This is a genomic window from Brachybacterium squillarum M-6-3, from assembly GCF_000225825.1.
GTDB lineage: Bacteria > Actinomycetota > Actinomycetes > Actinomycetales > Dermabacteraceae > Brachybacterium > Brachybacterium squillarum.
Window position 1 is genome coordinate 410,578 of sequence record NZ_AGBX01000007.1, and the last position, 15,731, is coordinate 426,308.

General features: G+C 72.7%; 15 protein-coding genes. 10 read left to right on the plus strand and 5 right to left on the minus strand.

Annotated elements, in window-relative coordinates; genetic code table 11:
* Positions 1-11 precede the first annotated feature (11 nt).
* Positions 12-872, minus strand: a complete 861-nt coding sequence (locus OM98_RS11510; RefSeq protein WP_139017702.1) for a siderophore-interacting protein — start codon at positions 870-872, stop codon at positions 12-14.
* A gap of 67 nt (positions 873-939) precedes the next feature.
* Between OM98_RS11510 and OM98_RS11515 the strand changes: the two genes are divergently transcribed.
* The 5 genes from OM98_RS11515 (at position 940) to dhaM (ending at position 6,256) form a co-directional block, all read left to right on the plus strand.
* Entirely contained in the window at positions 940-2,433 is a 1,494-nt protein-coding gene (locus tag OM98_RS11515) for a phytoene desaturase family protein (protein ID WP_010534780.1), read from the plus strand.
* A 133-nt stretch (positions 2,434-2,566) separates the two neighbouring features.
* Positions 2,567-4,105, plus strand: coding sequence for a peptide MFS transporter (locus tag OM98_RS11520; protein WP_010534781.1), 1,539 nt, complete (start codon positions 2,567-2,569; stop codon positions 4,103-4,105).
* A 96-nt stretch (positions 4,106-4,201) separates the two neighbouring features.
* Positions 4,202-5,200 carry a dihydroxyacetone kinase subunit DhaK gene (dhaK, locus tag OM98_RS11525; protein ID WP_010534782.1) on the plus strand — a complete coding sequence of 333 codons (999 nt, stop codon included), beginning with the start codon at positions 4,202-4,204 and terminating at the stop codon, positions 5,198-5,200.
* 1 nt (position 5,201) lies between these two features.
* Positions 5,202-5,837 (plus strand): dihydroxyacetone kinase subunit DhaL, encoded by a 636-nt coding sequence (dhaL, locus tag OM98_RS11530; protein ID WP_010534783.1) that lies wholly within the window; start codon positions 5,202-5,204, stop codon positions 5,835-5,837.
* The gene (dhaM, locus tag OM98_RS11535) at positions 5,834-6,256 is read left to right on the plus strand and encodes a dihydroxyacetone kinase phosphoryl donor subunit DhaM (protein ID WP_010534784.1); all 423 of its coding nucleotides are present in this window, start codon (positions 5,834-5,836) and stop codon (positions 6,254-6,256) included. Before dhaL ends, dhaM begins: the two co-directional genes overlap by 4 nt.
* A 41-nt stretch (positions 6,257-6,297) precedes the next feature.
* Here dhaM and OM98_RS11540 read toward each other — a convergent pair whose 3' ends face one another.
* Positions 6,298-6,579, minus strand: a complete 282-nt coding sequence (locus tag OM98_RS11540) for a GNAT family protein (protein WP_010534785.1) — start codon at positions 6,577-6,579, stop codon at positions 6,298-6,300.
* A complete protein-coding gene (locus OM98_RS11545; RefSeq protein WP_010534786.1) occupies positions 6,548-7,468 on the minus strand; it encodes an ArgP/LysG family DNA-binding transcriptional regulator in 921 nt (306 codons plus the stop codon). Before OM98_RS11545 ends, OM98_RS11540 begins: the two co-directional genes overlap by 32 nt.
* A 70-nt stretch (positions 7,469-7,538) precedes the next feature.
* Here OM98_RS11545 and OM98_RS11550 point away from each other — a divergent pair, with 70 nt between their 5' ends.
* Complete coding sequence (locus OM98_RS11550; protein WP_010534787.1) at positions 7,539-8,159, plus strand: LysE/ArgO family amino acid transporter; 621 nt, start codon at positions 7,539-7,541, stop codon at positions 8,157-8,159.
* Positions 8,160-8,163: 4 nt separating this feature from the next.
* Here OM98_RS11550 and OM98_RS11555 read toward each other — a convergent pair whose 3' ends face one another.
* Positions 8,164-9,387 (minus strand): ROK family transcriptional regulator, encoded by a 1,224-nt coding sequence (locus OM98_RS11555; RefSeq protein WP_010534788.1) that lies wholly within the window; start codon positions 9,385-9,387, stop codon positions 8,164-8,166.
* Between the two features lie 123 nt (positions 9,388-9,510).
* Here OM98_RS11555 and OM98_RS11560 point away from each other — a divergent pair, with 123 nt between their 5' ends.
* The 4 genes from OM98_RS11560 (at position 9,511) to OM98_RS11575 (ending at position 14,506) form a co-directional block, all read left to right on the plus strand.
* Complete coding sequence (locus tag OM98_RS11560) at positions 9,511-10,797, plus strand: ABC transporter substrate-binding protein (RefSeq protein ID WP_010534789.1); 1,287 nt, start codon at positions 9,511-9,513, stop codon at positions 10,795-10,797.
* 28 nt (positions 10,798-10,825) lie between these two features.
* Positions 10,826-11,749 (plus strand): carbohydrate ABC transporter permease, encoded by a 924-nt coding sequence (locus OM98_RS11565; RefSeq protein ID WP_010534790.1) that lies wholly within the window; start codon positions 10,826-10,828, stop codon positions 11,747-11,749.
* A 2-nt stretch (positions 11,750-11,751) separates the two neighbouring features.
* The gene (locus OM98_RS11570) at positions 11,752-12,666 is read left to right on the plus strand and encodes a carbohydrate ABC transporter permease (protein WP_010534791.1); all 915 of its coding nucleotides are present in this window, start codon (positions 11,752-11,754) and stop codon (positions 12,664-12,666) included.
* Between the two features lie 139 nt (positions 12,667-12,805).
* On the plus strand, positions 12,806-14,506 hold the full coding sequence (locus OM98_RS11575) for a glycoside hydrolase family 13 protein (RefSeq protein ID WP_010534792.1): 1,701 nt from the start codon (positions 12,806-12,808) through the stop codon (positions 14,504-14,506).
* A 102-nt stretch (positions 14,507-14,608) separates the two neighbouring features.
* Here OM98_RS11575 and OM98_RS11580 read toward each other — a convergent pair whose 3' ends face one another.
* Positions 14,609-15,640, minus strand: a complete 1,032-nt coding sequence (locus tag OM98_RS11580; RefSeq protein WP_010534793.1) for a Gfo/Idh/MocA family protein — start codon at positions 15,638-15,640, stop codon at positions 14,609-14,611.
* Positions 15,641-15,731 lie beyond the last annotated feature (91 nt).

Below are 15,731 nucleotides of genomic sequence, written 5' to 3' on the forward strand. Positions count from 1 at the left end.
CGGGAGCGGGCTCAGTCCTCGATCTGGCCGATGGCCTCGCGCTTCTCCGCCTGGAACTGGTCCTCGATGCGGCCCAGCGCCCAGTAGGCGGAGACGGAGATCAGCTCCTTGGCGATGCCGCGCTCGCGCACCAGGTGGCGACGGAGCTGCTTGGTCAGGCCCCGCTCGGCGTGGCAGAACACCTGCAGGTCCTCCGGCTCCCAGCCCTCCAGCGCGGTGACGGCCTCCAGCAGCTCCTCGCGGTCGCCGATCACATAGCGCAGCTCGACCGCGGCGGGGCGGGCGAGCTCCTGGCGGTCCTCCTCGTGGTCGAGGTGGATCAGGGCCAGGCCCTCGGCGTCGGCGGGCATCGACTCCAGGGCGGCGGCGATCGCGGGCAGCGCGGCGTGGTCGCCGATCAGCAGGTGCCGGGTGCTCTCCGCGGCCGGGGTGTAGCCGCCGCCGGCGCCGGCCATCGCGATGCGGTCGCCGGGCTCCGCCTGGGCGGCCCAGGCGGCGGCGATCCCGGCGTCGCCGCCCTCGGCGTGGAGCACGAAGTCCAGCTCGAGGGCCTGCTGCGCGTCGTCCCAGCGGCGCACGGTGTAGGTGCGGCGCACGGGCAGGTCCGCGGGGCGCTCCTCGCGGAGGGCCTCGAGGTCGTAGGGCGGCTCCAGCCCGGTGGCGGGGTCGGCGATGAGGAGCTTCACATAGGCGTCGGTGTGCCGATTGCGGTTCAGCTCGGCGAAGCCGGGGCCGGACAGCCGCACCCGCAGCATCCGCGGGCTGATCCGGGTGGTGCTCTCCACCTGCAGCACGGCCTGCACCCGCTTCCCCTTCGGCGGTCCGGCGGGGGCGGTGGGGGTTGGGGTCTGGTGCAAGGGGGCGTCCGTCATGCCCTCCACATTACGTCATCCGAGCCTTACGAAAACCGGGCTGAGGGGACCGGATACGCTTCCTGCCATGGCCATGTCCTCCGCCGCCGAGGTCCCCGCCGGCGACGTGGTCGTCGTCGGCAGCGGACCCAACGGGCTCGCGGCCGCCGTCACCCTGGCCCGGGCGGGCCTCGCCGTGACGGTGCTGGAGGCCGAGGAGACCATTGGTGGGGGCGCCCGCACCCTCGACCTCGGCCTCGCCCCGGGCATCCGCCACGACCTCTGCTCCGCCGTGCACCCGATGGCGCTCGCGAGTCCTTTCTTCCGCGCCTTCGACCTCGCCGCCCGCGGGGTGGAGCTGCTGACGCCGGAGGCCTCCTACGCGCAGCCGCTGGACGCCGAGCCGGCCGCGATCGCCTGGCACGACCTGGAGCGCACCGCCGCGGACCTCGGCCTCGACGGGCCGGCCTGGCGCCGCTGGATCGGGGGCCTCTCCCGCGAGGCGGACCTGGTGACGCTGCTGGGCCTCTCCGACAAGCGCTCCGTCCCCCGCGAGCTCCTCTCCCCCCGTGGGGTGCGGGCCGGGCTCGGCTTCGGCGCCCTGCTGGCCGCCCAGGGCACCCCGTTGTGGGACCGCCCCTTCACCACCGAGCGGGCCCGGGCGCTGCTGACCGGCGTCGCCTCCCACGGCATCGGTGCTCTTCCCCACCTGGCCCCGGCCGCCACCGCGGGCCTGCTGGCCTCCCTGGCCCACGCGGGCGGCTGGCCCATCCCCCGCGGCGGCTCCCAGGCGATCACCGACGCCCTGGTCGCCGACCTGGAGACCCACGGCGGGCGGGTGATCACCGGCCATCGCGTCGACGGTCCCGCCGGGATGCCCCGCGCCCGGGCCGTGCTGCTGGACACCACCGCCGCGCAGGCCGAGCGCCTGCTCACCGGCCGGATCCGCTCCGAGATGCTGCGGGCCCTGCGCCGCTTCCCCCACGGCGACGGCGCCGCCAAGGTGGACCTGGTGCTCTCGGGTCCGATCCCCTGGCGCGATGCCGAGGTGGGACGTGCCGGCACCCAGCACCTCGGCGGCACCCGCGACCAGATGGCCGCGGCCGAGGCGGAGGTCGCCGCAGGGCGCCTCCCCGAGCGCCCCGTCACCCTGGTCAGCGATCCCGCCGTGGTCGACCCCGACCGGATCCACGACGGCCTTCGACCCGTCTGGGCCTACGCCCACGTCCCGGCCGACTGCCCGGAGGACCCCACGGAGCTGGTGCTGGGTCAGCTCGAGCGCTTCGCCCCCGGGGTGCGGGACCTGGTGGTCGCCTCCCGCGGCATCCCGGCCTCGCGGATGAGCCACCACAACCCCTCGCTGACCGGCGGGGACATCGCGATGGGACGGATCTCGATGTGGCGGATGATCGCCCGGCCCACCGCCCGGCTGGACCCCTGGCACCTCGGCGCCGGCGCCTATCTCTGCTCGGGCGCAACGCCGCCTGGCCCGGGCGTGCACGGCATGAGCGGCTGGTTCGCGGCCCAGCGGGTGCTGTCCCGCGAGTTCGGCATCGACGCCCCGCCGTCCCTGGCGCCCTGAGCCCTGTCGCCCTGAGCCGACCCCGGGCCGTTCACTCCGTTCCGCCCCGCCGCAACCGGGGGATTTTCTCCGCACATGTCACACCCGGTGGTCACGGATTGATCACGAGGGCCGATGGGCGGACGATGCCGGGGTGAACACCCCGCACGATCCCGAGACCCCCTCCTCCGAGTCCACCGGCGGGCCGGGCGGAGCCGCCCTCGCCGACGCGCCCGTCGACCACAACCCCAGCGGCAAGACCTTCTTCGGCCACCCGCGGCCCCTGGCCAATCTGTTCAGCGTGGAGATGTGGGAGCGCTTCAGCTTCTACGGCATGCAGGGCATCCTCGCCATCTACATGTACTTCTCCGCCACGCAGGGCGGACTCGGCATCGACGAGACGGTCGCCGCCGGCATCGTCGGCGCCTACGGCGGCTCCGTCTACATCTTCTCCATCCTCGGCGCGCTGGTCTCGGACCGCCTGCTGGGCCCCGAGAAGACCCTGTTCGGCTCGGCCAGCATGATCATGGCCGGCCACATCGCCCTGGCCGTGCTGCCCGGGGTGCCGGGCCTGGTGGTGGGCCTGCTGCTGGTCGGCATCGGCTCCGGCGGCCTGAAGTCCACGGCCGCCACGCTGGTCGGCTCGCTGTACGAGGTCAACGACCCCAAGCGCGACGCGGGCTTCTCGATCTACTACATGGGCGTGAACATCGGTGGCCTGCTCGGCCCGCTGCTGACCGGCCTGTTCCAGCAGCTCTGGGGCTTCCACCTGGGCTTCGGCCTGGCGGCGCTGGGTATGGCGATCGGCCTGGTGCAGTACGCGCTGACCCGCTCCGGTCTGCCCGCCGCGGTGCACCGCGTGCCCGATCCGCTGCCGCGGCGCCTGTACCCCGTCTGGGGCGGCATCGCCCTGGCCGTCATCGTGCTGGTGATCGTCCTGGTCGCGACCGGCGTGGTGCACCCCGGCAACCTCGCCTCGATCATGGTGGGCCTCGCGCTGATCGGCGCGATCGTCATCTTCGCCCTGCTGCTGACGTCCTCCAAGGTCGACACCGACGAGCGGTCCCGCGTCGTCGCCTTCATACCGCTGTTCATCGGCACCGCGGCGTTCTTCGCCCTGTTCCAGCAGCAGTTCACGGTGGTCACCCTTTACTCGGACTCCCGGCTGGACCGCGAGCTGAGCCTGCCGTTCCTGGGCGACTGGACCATGCCGATCCCGTGGGTGCAGTCCTTCAACCCCTTCTTCATCATCGTGCTGGCCCCCGTGTTCGCGGCCCTGTGGACCAAGCTCGGCCCGCGCCAGCCCGGCACCCCGGTGAAGTTCGCCCTGGGCATCCTGCTGATGGGCTCGGCGTTCCTGCTGTTCCTGCCGATGGCCTCGGTGGCCTCGGTGCCGGTGCTGTGGATCGCGCTGATCCTGCTGGTGGCCACCCTCGGTGAGCTCTCGCTGTCCCCGGTGGGGCTGTCGCTGGCCACGAAACTGGCCCCGCGCGCCTACCCGGTGATGATGATGGCGCTGTTCAACCTGTCCATCGCGCTGGGCACGGCAATGTCCGGGGCGCTCGCCCGTTTCTACTCGGCGGAGAACGAGGTGGCCTACTTCGGCGGCCTCGGGGCGGTGACCATCGCGATCGGCCTGATCATGCTGGCCATCTCGAACCCGGTCGGGAAGGCCATGCGCGGCGTCCGCTGACCCGCTCGGGCACCTCCCGCGCACCCCGAGCCGGACCTTCCGGGCAGGACCGACGGTCCCGCGACCCAGGTCACACCCCCGGCGTAGGCTCGGAGCATGAAGAAGCTGATCAACTCCCCCGACACCGTGGTCGTGGATGCCCTGCGGGGCATGGTGGCCGCCCACCCCTCCGAACTCAGCGTGGACCTGGACCAGCGCATCGTCTACCGCGGCACCCCGAAGGAGCAGGGCAAGGTCGCCCTGGTCTCCGGCGGCGGCTCCGGCCACGAGCCCCTGCACGGCGGCTTCGTGGGCCTGGGCATGCTGGACGCGGCCTGCGCCGGCGAGGTCTTCACCTCCCCCGTGCCCGACCAGATCATGGCCGCCACCACCGCGGCCGACCGCGGCGCCGGCGTGCTGCACGTGGTCAAGAACTACACCGGCGACGTGATGAACTTCGAGATGGCCGCGGAGCTCGCCAACGCAGAGTCCGGCATCGAGGTGGCCAGCGTGGTCACCAACGACGACGTCGCGGTGGAGGACTCCTCCTTCACCGCCGGGCGTCGCGGCGTGGGCGTGACCGTGCTGCTGGAGAAGATCGCCGGCGCCGCCGCCGAGGAGGGCCTGCCGCTCGCGGAGGTCGCCGAGATCGCCACCCGCGTCAACGCCCAGGGCCGCTCGATGGGCATGGCCCTGACCTCCGGGACCGTCCCCGCCAACGGCAAGCCCTCCTTCGAGCTCGGCGCGCAGGAGATGGAGATCGGCATCGGCATCCACGGCGAGCCGGGCCGGCACCGCGAAGCCCTCGCCCCCGCCTCCGAGATCGCGAAGCGCCTGGTCGAGCCCGTGCTCGAGGAGCTGCCGGGCGACGGCGAGGTGCTGGCCTTCCTCAACGGCATGGGCGGCTCGCCGCTGCTGGAGCTCTACATCATGTACGACGAGGTGGCGAAGCTGCTGGACCAGGCGGGCGTGAAGGTCGCCCGCTCCCTGGTGGGCGACTACATCACCAGCCTCGACATGGCCGGCTGCTCGCTGACGCTGCTGCGGCTGGACGAGGACCTCACCCGGTTCTGGGACGCCCCCGTGAACACCCCCGGACTGCGAAAGGGCATCTGACATGGCAGAGAGCACCGCGAGCATCGACGACCTGGTGGGCTGGCTGCGCCGCAGCGCCGAGCTGCTGCAGCAGGAGGCCTCCCACCTCACCGAGCTGGACGCCGCGATCGGCGACGCCGACCACGGGGCGAACATGTCCCGCGGTTTCACGGCCGTCACCGAGGCCCTCGACGCCGAGTCCTTCGACACCGTGGACGCGCTGATGAAGAAGGTCGGCATGACCATGGTCTCCAAGGTGGGCGGCGCCTCCGGACCGCTGTACGGCACCTTCTTCCTGCGCTTCGGCACCTCCCAGCCCGGCGCCACCGAGCTCGATGCGACGGCGCTGGCCGCGGCGGTGGAGGCGGGGATCGGCGGCATCGCCCAGCGCGGCAAGTCCGAGCGCGGCGAGAAGACGATGCTGGACGCCTGGTACCCGGCGCTGGAGGCACTGCAGGCCGCGGACGGCCTGGCCGCCGGTGTGCATGCGGCGGCGGAGGCTGCCGCGGAGGGCCGGGACGCCACCGAGCCGATGACCGCCACCAAGGGCCGTGCCTCCTACCTGGGGGAACGCTCTGTGGGGCACATCGACCCGGGCTCCGCCTCGACCGCCCTGATCTGGCAGGCGGCCGACGAGACCCTGGGAGGTGCGGCATGACCGGCATCGTGGTGGTCTCCCACTCCCGCGCCCTCGCCGAGGCCGCGGTGGGCCTGGCGACGCAGATGGTCGGCGACGGCGGCCCCGTGATCGAGGTGGCCGCCGGGCTCTCGGAGACGGAGCTCGGCACCGACGCCGCCGCGATCTCGGAGGCCTTGGAGCGAGCGACCGACGAGCAGGGCGTCGTGGTGTTCATGGACCTGGGCAGCGCCCTCATGTCCACGGAGACGGCGCTGGAGTTCCTGGACCCGGACCTGGCCGAGCGGGTGCACCTGACCTGGGCGCCGCTGGTGGAGGGCCTGGTCGGGGCGACGGTCGCCGCCGCGGGCGGGGCCGATCCGGAGCGTGTGGTCTCGGAGGCGGAGCTGGCCGTGGAGGCGAAGAAGCGCCACCTGGCCACGGTCACCGAGGACGACTGAGCGACCCTTCCGGTCGGCGACGGAGCGTCGCACCCCTCGGGTCACGCCGGGGCGGTGCGGCGCTCCATCCATGTCTCCTGCTCGCCGAGGGGCGCCCAGCAGGCCTGCTCATCGATGCCGCGGCCTCGGGCGGAGGCCTTCAGCAGCACCCGCTTCAGCCGGAGCGGCGCGAGGTCCTCCAGCACGCCCTCGAGGAGCGCGCGGGCGAGGCCCCTGCCGCGGTGGGCGGGGTCGAGGCGGTCCGTGTCCGTGGTCAGCAGGTAGCCGGGAGCGAGGTCGACGGTCAGGGCGTCAGTCTGTCCGATCCGGCGGCTGGAGGGCATCGGCGGCCGCGGCGCGGATGGCCGCGGTGAGCTCGTCCAGCACCACGGAGGGGGTGCGGGCGACGTGCCAGAACAGCGGGGTGGTCACGACCTCGCCGCCGAGCGGGAGCACGGCCCCGTCTGCGCGCAGCTCGGCGACCTGCCGCGGCAGCAGCATCCCCCAGCCGATGCCCATCGCGACGGCCTCGGCCAGCTCATGGGTGGAGGGGATCAGATGGCGGGGCGCGCGGGCGGGGTCCACCCCGAGAGCGCGCAGCCAGATGGCCTGCAGCTCGTCGTCCCCGTCGAAGTCGATGCGCGGGGCACGGGCCACCACCGCGGCCGTGACCTGCGAGGGATCGGCCTCACCCGGGTCGCCGATCCACCGCCGCCACCAGGAGGGGGCGGCGACGGCCTCGTAGACCTGGCTGCCGAGCGGGGTGACGGCGGTGCCCGGCAGCGGCCGCTCCCGGGAGCTGATCGCGGCCATCACCCGGCCGCTCGCCAACAGCTCGGCGGTGGCGTCCTGGTCCTGGCGGAGGATCTCGACCTGCACGGCGTGGCGGGAGGTGAGCAGGGCGAGGGCCTCCAGGAACCAGACGGCCAGGGCGTCCGAGGGTACGGCCACGGCGATCCGCGGGGACGACTCCGAGCTCAGGCCCAGGGCGGCGGAGGCCTCCAGTTCGCTGAGGTCGACCCGGCGGGCGAAGTCGACCACCACCCGGCCGGCCTCGGTGAGGGCGACCGGGGTGGTGCGGACCAGCGCCCGCTGGCCGAGGCCCCGTTCGAGGGCGGCGAGTCGCTGGCTGACCGCGGAGGGGGTGCGGCCGAGCCGGGCGGCGCCCCGGTCGAGCGTGCCCTCCTCGGCGACGGCCTCGAGGGTGCGGGCGAGCGTCGGATCGATCGACATGAAGCCATGCTAATGCTGCATCAGAAATCATCGCTGGTGCTTCATAATGTGCGCTCGTAGCGTCGGGGCCATGACCGCTCTCGCCCCCGCGCTCCTCGGCTTCGTCACCGGCCTCTCCCTCATCGTCGCCATCGGCTCGCAGAACGTGTTCGTGCTGCGCCAGGGGGTGCGCCGGGAGCACGCGGTGGCCGTGGTCCTGGCCTGCGCCCTCTCGGACATGGTGCTGATCGCGGCCGGGACCGCGGGCCTCGGCGCCCTGGTCTCGGCGCACCCCGGGGTGGTGACGGCGGCCCGCTGGGGCGGGGCGGCCTTCCTGCTGGCCTATGCCGCCCTCGCCGCGCGCCGCGCCCTGCGCCCGGCCGGCCAGGGATTGGGGACGGGCGAGGCCCCGTGCAGCGGCTCGGGCCTGCTCGCTGTGCTCGGCACCACCCTGGCGCTGACCTGGCTGAACCCCCACGTGTACCTCGACACGGTGCTGCTGCTGGGCTCGATCGCGGCCAACCAGGGCGATCAGCGCTGGGTGTTCGCGGCGGGAGCGATCGCCGGCAGCGCCGTCTGGTTCACCGCCCTCGGGCTCGGCGCTCGGGCGCTGGGCCGGGTGCTCTCCACCCCGCGGGCCTGGCGGATCCTGGACTCCCTGGTCGCGGTGACGATGGTGCTCGTCGCGGCCACGCTCGTCATCGGGGCCTGAGCCCTCACTCGCTCGGGGTCACCTCGACGGACTGTCCGCCCGGGTCCAGCGCCAGCGGGTCCTCCCGGATCCGGCGCAGCCCCATCTCCAGGGCGCCCTGCACGATCACGTCGCGCCCCAGGGTGCTGGCGACCAGCTCGGGGTGGGGCGGGTAGAAGTCGGCCTCCAGCACGGTGCGGGCGTGGGCGAGGACCGGGCCGATGGCCTCGGCGATGCCTCCGGCGACGACGATGCGCTCGACGTCCAGGACGCTGGCCAGCACCACGGCGACGTGGGCCAGCCGCTCCCCCAGCCGCCGCTGGATCCGCTCGGCCAGGGCGTCGCCGGCGGCGGCCGCGGCGAACACCTCGGGGGCGTCGAGGCGTCCGGGGTCGAGGTCGCGCAGCACGGAGGGCTCCGCGGAGCGCTCCAGCTCCCCGCGGGCCCAGCGCCGGGCGAGGGCGCCGAGGCCGTCGGAGGGTCCGGCGTCGGGGTCGTCGGCGGCGAGCAGGTCCAGGAAGCGCATCTCCCCGGCGCCACCGCGGCGCCCGTGCAGCAGCCGCCCGTCGACCACCAGTCCGGCGCCGAAGCGCTCCCCGGTGAGCAGGGTGGCGACGTGCTGCTCCGGACGCCGAGCGTGCTCGGCGAGCGCCGCCAGGTTCGCGTCGTTCTCGCGCAGCACGAGGCCGGGGATCCCCGGGTCGACGCCGGGGTTCATCAGGCTCCAGAAAGCGGAGTTGTCCTCGGGCGAGGCGCCGTCGGCGTCCACGGGGGCGGGCACGCCGATCACCGTGACCAGGGGCGGCACGCCCTGCACGGCGGGATCGGCGAGCGCCTCCTCGACCAGGGAGCGCACCAGGTCGCGGCGTCCGTCGAGGTCGACCTCGCCGGGGTCGGCCTCGCGGTGGCGCTGGGCCAGGACCGTGCCGCGCAGGTCGGCGACGGCCACGTCGAAGCGGCTCTCCCCGGCGTCGACGCCGACCAGGACGCCGGCGTCCTCGCGCAGGCGGTAGCGGCGGGCGGGCCGTCCGCGCTGGTACTGGCCGCCGAGGCGGCTGTCGGCGATCTCCTCGAGCCAGCCGGCCGCGACCAGCTCGTCGCAGACGCCGAGCACCGTGGCGCGGGAGAGGCCGCTGGCGCGCATGGCCTCGGCGGCGGCGAAGTCACCGGTGGTCAGGGCGTGGCGGAGCAGCGTCTGCGCGTTGAGGCGACGCAGCAGTCGGGGCGATCGCGCGCCGCTCTCGGTCATGTCCTTGACCGTACCGGAGACAGGCCGCATGATTGCTGCAGGGCCTAAATCTAGGCTCTGAATCAAATGGTTGACGATGCAAGCACCCGGACCTTCCGGGCACCGTGATCGAAGGAGACGACGGTGGCACCTCGCACCCCCTTTCCCCCTCCCCCGTCCCGCACGCCGCTGAGCCGGCGCCGCCTGCTCGGGGCCGCCGGCCTCGCCGCCGCGGCGGGCACCGGACTGAGCGCCTGCGGTGGCGACCGGCCCTCCGTGACGCTGTACCAGTCCAAGCCCGAGGCGATCCCCCACTTCCGCCAGCTGGTGGCCGACTTCAACGGCGAACAGTCCGGCTACCGCTACGTGCACGACATCGCCACCAACCTCTCCGCGAGCTTCGTGCGGGCCAGCCCCCCGGACATCGCCTGTCAGAACTACAATCTGGAGATGGCGCGCTTCATGGAGCGCGGCGCCCTCTCCGACCTCGCGGACATGCCCTCGGCCGACACCATCCGTCCCGACGTGCTGGACCTGGTGGACTGGTATCCCGGCTACGAGGGCCGCACCAGCGTGATCCCCTACTCGGTCACCGCCGCCTCGGTGATCTACAACCAGCAGATCTTCGCCGAGCACGACCTCGAGGTCCCCACCACCTGGGAGCAGTTGCTCGAGGTCTGCCGGACCCTGCAGGACGCCGGCGTCACCCCGATCTACGGCACCTTCGCCGACGCCTGGACCATCACCCAGGGCCTGTTCGACTACTCCGTCGGCGGGATGGTCGACGTGCGCGGCTTCTACGACGCCATGCACGAGATCGGCACCGACGTCGGCCCCGACTCGGAGGTGTCCTTCCAGCGCACCTTCCTCGAGCCCCTCACCCGCGTGGTGGAGCTCCTGCCCTTCCACAACGAGGACGCCGCCAGCCGCGGCTACGGCGACGGCAACACGGCGATGGCCCGCGGCGAGGCCGCGATGTACCTCCAGGGACCGTGGGCGATCGCGGAGATCGACCGCGCCGAGACCGACGTGGAGCTGGCGACCTTCCCGCTGCCGATGACGGACGACCCGGCCGACCTGCGCATCCGCGTGAACATCGACCTCTCCCTGTGGATCCCGGAGACGGCCGCCGAGCCCGAGGGCGCCCGGGACCTGCTGACGTACTTCATGACGCCGGAACTGCAGAACGAGTACAACGAGGCCTTCCTCGCCTTCGGCACCACCAACGACGCCCCACCGGTCGAGGACCCGCGGATCGCCTCGATGCAGCCGTACTACGACGAGGGCGCCTTCTACATGGGCCCCTCGCAGTTCATCCCCCGCACGATCACCTACGAGAACTACCTGCAGTCGATCGCCTACGGCGCGGACCCGGAGACGATCCTGGCGCGCATGGACGACGACTGGGCCCGTCTGGCCTACCGGCAGTGACCCCCGAGACCCGCGAAGGAGACCTCTGATGTCGACGACGACCTCATCCCCGCAGGGCCGCGGCACCCGCTCCCGGCCCGTCCCCACCTCGACCAAGCCCAAGGTCGAGCCCCTCTACTACCTGTTCCTGTTCCCGGCGGTCGTGCTGTTCACCCTCGCGGTGTCCCTGCCGGCGGTGCTGGGCTTCTTCTACAGCTTCACCAACTCCATCGGCTTCGGCGACTGGGAGTTCGTGGGCCTGCGCAACTTCATCGCGCTGTTCCAGGACCCCGGCACCGTCTCCGCCTACAGCTTCACCCTGCTGTTCGCGCTGACCACGGTGATCGTGGTCAACGCGGTGGCCTTCCTGCTGGCCCTGGGCCTGACCTCCCGGATCCGCTTCCAGACGGCGCTGCGCGCGGTGTTCGTGATGCCGATGGTCATCTCCGGCATCATCATCGCCTTCGTCTTCCAGTTCCTGTTCAACAACACCCTGCCGGGCATCGGCCAGGCCCTCGGGATCGACGCGCTCTCCTCGAGCATCCTGGTCAACGAGGACCTCGCCTGGCTCGCCATCGTCTTCGTGACCGCCTGGAACACCATCCCCACCACGATGCTGATCTACATCGCGGGCCTGGTGACCATCCCCGCGGAGGTCTACGAGGCGGGCGCCATCGACGGCGCCACCGGCGTGCAGCAGCTGTGGCGGATCACCCTGCCGCTGGTCTCGGGCTACATCGTCATCAACACGATCCTGGGCTTCAAGAACTACCTCAACGCCTACGACATCATCGTCGGCCTGACCGACGGCGGGCCCGGTACGGCCACCCGCAGCGTCGCGATGGCGATCATCGACGGCTTCGAGTACGGGGACTACGGCTTCCAGATGGCCAACGCCTTCGTCTTCTTCGTCATCAGCATCATCATCGCCGTGGTGCAGCTGCGCATCACCCGCGGAAGGGCGGCGTTCTGATCATGACCACCACGACTCCCACCCAGCCCACCACCCCCACCGGACCGAGCGGGACCGGCGCCCCGGCGCCGCGGACGAAGCGGCGCGGCACCGGCATCGCCGGGGCCACCAACTGGCCGGCCACCATCGTGCTGCTGGTCTGCACCCTCAGCGTGCTGATCCCGCTCCTGGTGACCGTCAACATGGCCTTGAAGACGGGCTCGCAGGCCGTGGACGGCAATGCCTTCTCCCTGCCCGACCCGGTCAGCTTCCAGTCCTTCGCGGACGCCTGGGAGCTGACGAACTTCCCGCGCGGCTTCGCGGTCTCCGCCTTCGTGACGATCCTGGCCGTGACCGGCGAGATCGTCATCTCCGCGATGGCGGCCTACGCGATCGTGCGCAACTGGGACCGTCGCCTGTTCCGCTGGTCCTTCTTCTACCTGCTGGCGGCGATGTTCATCCCCTTCCCCGTGGTCGCGCTGCCGCAGGTGCGGCTGACGGGCCTGGTGGGGCTGGACAACCCGCTCGGCGTGGCGATCCTGCACATCGTGTTCGCGCTGGCCTTCAACACGATGCTGTTCACCGCGTTCATGCGCTCCATCCCGCTGGAGCTGGAGGAGTCGATGCGCGTGGACGGCGCCACCACCTGGATGGTGTTCTGGCGGCTGATCTTCCCGCTGCTGCGGCCGATGGCGGCCACCGTCGGCATCTTCGCGTTCCTGCTGTCCTGGAACGACTTCATGATGCCGAGCCTGATCATCTCCAACCCGGAGCTGCAGACCATCCCGGTGCTGCAGAACATGTTCCAGACCCAGTTCTCGAACAACTACAACGTGGCCTTCGCCAGCTACCTGATGGCGATGACCCCGGCGATCGTGGTCTTCCTGTTCACCCAGCGCTTCGTGGTCTCCGGACTCACCCAGGGCGCCGTGAAGTGACCCTCCCCGCGGCGGCCGTCCCTGCCCGGGGACGGCCGCCGCCGCATGTCCGGCATGTCCCCCGGACAGGGCCGATACGGCGTCCCGACCGCGTCGCCCGCCGGCCCTCACCCCACCATCGACCCCTGCTAGGAGCCCCATGAGCACCCCGACCCACCGCGCCGACTCCCCCGCTCTCGTTCCCGACGCCGACTGGTGGCGCGAGGCGACCGTCTACCAGATCTACCCGCGCTCCTTCGCCGACGCGAACGGCGACGGCATCGGCGACCTGCGCGGCATCATCTCCCGCGTCCCCTACCTCGCCGAGCTCGGCATCGACGCGGTATGGCTGAGCCCCTTCTACCCCTCGGCCCTCGCCGACGGCGGCTACGACGTGGACGACCCCCGCGACGTCGATCCCCGCATCGGCACCCTGGCCGAGTTCGACGAGCTCTCCGCCCGGCTGCACGAGGCCGGGATCCGGCTGATCGTCGACATCGTGCCCAACCACTCCTCGGACCGGCACGTCTGGTTCCGCGAGGCCCTCGCGGCCGGGCGCGGCTCCGCGGCGCGGGAGCGGTACATCTTGCGCGAGGGACGCGGGGAGCACGGCGAGCTGCCGCCCTCGGACTGGGAGAGCGTGTTCGGCGGCCCCGCGTGGGAGCGCGTCGAGGACGGCCAGTGGTACCTGCACACCTTCGCCACCGAGCAGCCGGACCTGAACTGGGATCACCCGGAGGTGCGCGAGGACTACCACCGGACCCTGCGCTTCTGGGCCGACCGCGGCGTGGACGGGTTCCGCGTGGACGTCGCCCATTCACTGGTCAAGGACCTGTCCGAGCCGCTGCCGAGCGCCGCCGAGCTGGCTGCGATGCCGCAGGACGGCACCCACCCGCTGTGGGACCGCGATGAGGTGCACGAGGTCTACGCCGGCTGGCGCTCCGTGTTCGAGGAGTACACGCCGCCGCGCACCGCGGTCGCCGAGGCCTGGGTGGCCTCCCCGGAGCGGCGCGCCCGCTACGCGAGCCCCGCGGGCCTCGGCCAGGCGTTCAACTTCGACCTGCTGGAGGCGGACTTCGACGCCGCCGACTTCCGCCGCATCATCACCGACAACCTGGCGCAGTCGGCCCGCACCGGCTCCTCCAGCACCTGGGTGCTCTCCAACCACGACGTCGTCCGCCACGCCACCCGCTACGGCCTGCCGCCGCTGGCCGGCCGCCGGGAGAAGCAGGGCGCGAGCTGGCTCGTGGCGGGCGGCCCCGAGGAGGGCATCGACCGGGAGCTGGGCCTGCGCCGCGCCCGCGCGGCGAGTCTGCTGGAGCTGGCCCTGCCCGGCAGCGCCTACCTCTACCAGGGCGAGGAGCTGGGGCTGCACGAGGTGGCCGAGATCCCCGACGCCGAGCGGCAGGACCCGGCGTTCTGGCGCACCACCCCCGAGGACCGCGGCTTCGACGGGCTGGGACGGGACGGCACCCGGGTGCCGCTGCCCTGGACGCGGGAGGGCTCCTCCTACGGCTTCGGCGAGGGCCCGGCGCACCTGCCGCAGCCGGAGTGGTTCGCCGACGTCTCCGTCGAGGCGCAGGAGGAGGACCCCTCCTCGACGCTGTCGATGTATCGCCGGGCGCTGCGGCTGCGCCGCGAGCTGGAGGGACCGGAGGAGCTGACCTGGGACGAGGAGCTCAGCGGCGGCGACGTGCTGGCCTTCGAGCGCCCCGGCGGCTGGCTGTGCGTGACCAACTGCGGCGAGCAGCCGGTCGCGATGCCCGCCGGGGAGGTGCTGCTGGTGAGCACCCCGGGCCTGGACCCGGCCGCACCGGTCACCGAGCTGCCGGGATCCTCCACGGCCTGGCTGCGGCACTGAGAAGAGCGGCCGGGCGGCGCTGAGCGTCCGGGCCGGGCAGGCGGGGCTCACCCGTCCGCCCGGCCCGTTGACCCGCGCCCGGTCGTTGACCCGCATCTGGTCTCAGGCGGGCTCGACCGCCTCGACCTGCCCGCTGGCGGCGCTGCGGCAGGCGGCGTCGAGCACCGCGAGCACGGCCACACCCTCCTCGCCGGGCGAGGGCGGGGCGCCCTCCCCGGCGCAGGCGGCGGCGAACCGCTCGTAGAAGCGGTGGTAGGCGCCCTGCGCGGAAGGCACCGTCTCGTGCCCGGCGGCGGTGTGCAGGGTGCCCCAGTTCTCCTCGGCGTCAAAGCCCCAGCCGTCGAGGTCCTCGGCGGGCCGCTGCCCGGCGAAGACCGCCTGGGCCTGCACGTCGGCGCTGTCCACCTCGTAGGCGCCGTCCTCGCCGTAGGCGCGCAGCGAGCGGTGGGCCAGGTGCACCGTCTTGGTGGACTCCGCAGTGGAGGTGACGCCGGAGGCATGCTGCAGCGTGAGCAGGAAGGCGGCGTCGGTCGGGCCCTCGGGCCGCTCGATCATGTCCAGGCGGGCGTGCACGCCCGTCACCGGCCCCAGCAGGCCCATCAGCTGATAGACGAGGTGGGTGCCGATGTCCCGCAGCAAGCCGCCCTCGGGGCCCGCCTCCAGCCCTTCGGGCTCGTCGAGGTCGAAGCGGGAATGGACCCGAAACAGCGGGCCGAGCGCCCCGGAGCCCAGCACGCCCTGCAGGGTGACCAGGTCGGCGTCGAACAGCCGGTTGTGGAACACGGAGAGCACCACGCCCGCCTCCGCGGCGGCGTCGGTCATCTCCCGGGCGACGGCCGCCGAGGGGGCGAAGGGCTTGTCAGCCACCACGTGCACCCCGGCGGCGATCGCCTGCATCACCAGCTCGCGGCGGGTGGCGGGCGGGGTCGTGATGGTGACGGCGTCCACCCCGGCCTCCAGCATCGCGGCGAGGTCCGGATAGACGGGAACGCCGGGAAGTTCCGCGGCGACGCGGGCGCGGGTGGTCTCCGCGCGGGCCACCACCCCGGCGATCTCGAGGCCGCCTGCGGCCTCGATGAAGGGGGCGTGGAAGAACTGTCCTCCCACGCCGTAGCCGACCAGTCCCAGGCGCATCGTCTCTCCTGTCGTCGTGGGGCGCGGCGTCCTCGCCCTCCCGTCATGCCCCCACTGCGCGAGCATGTTTGTCCTAACATACGTCGACGAC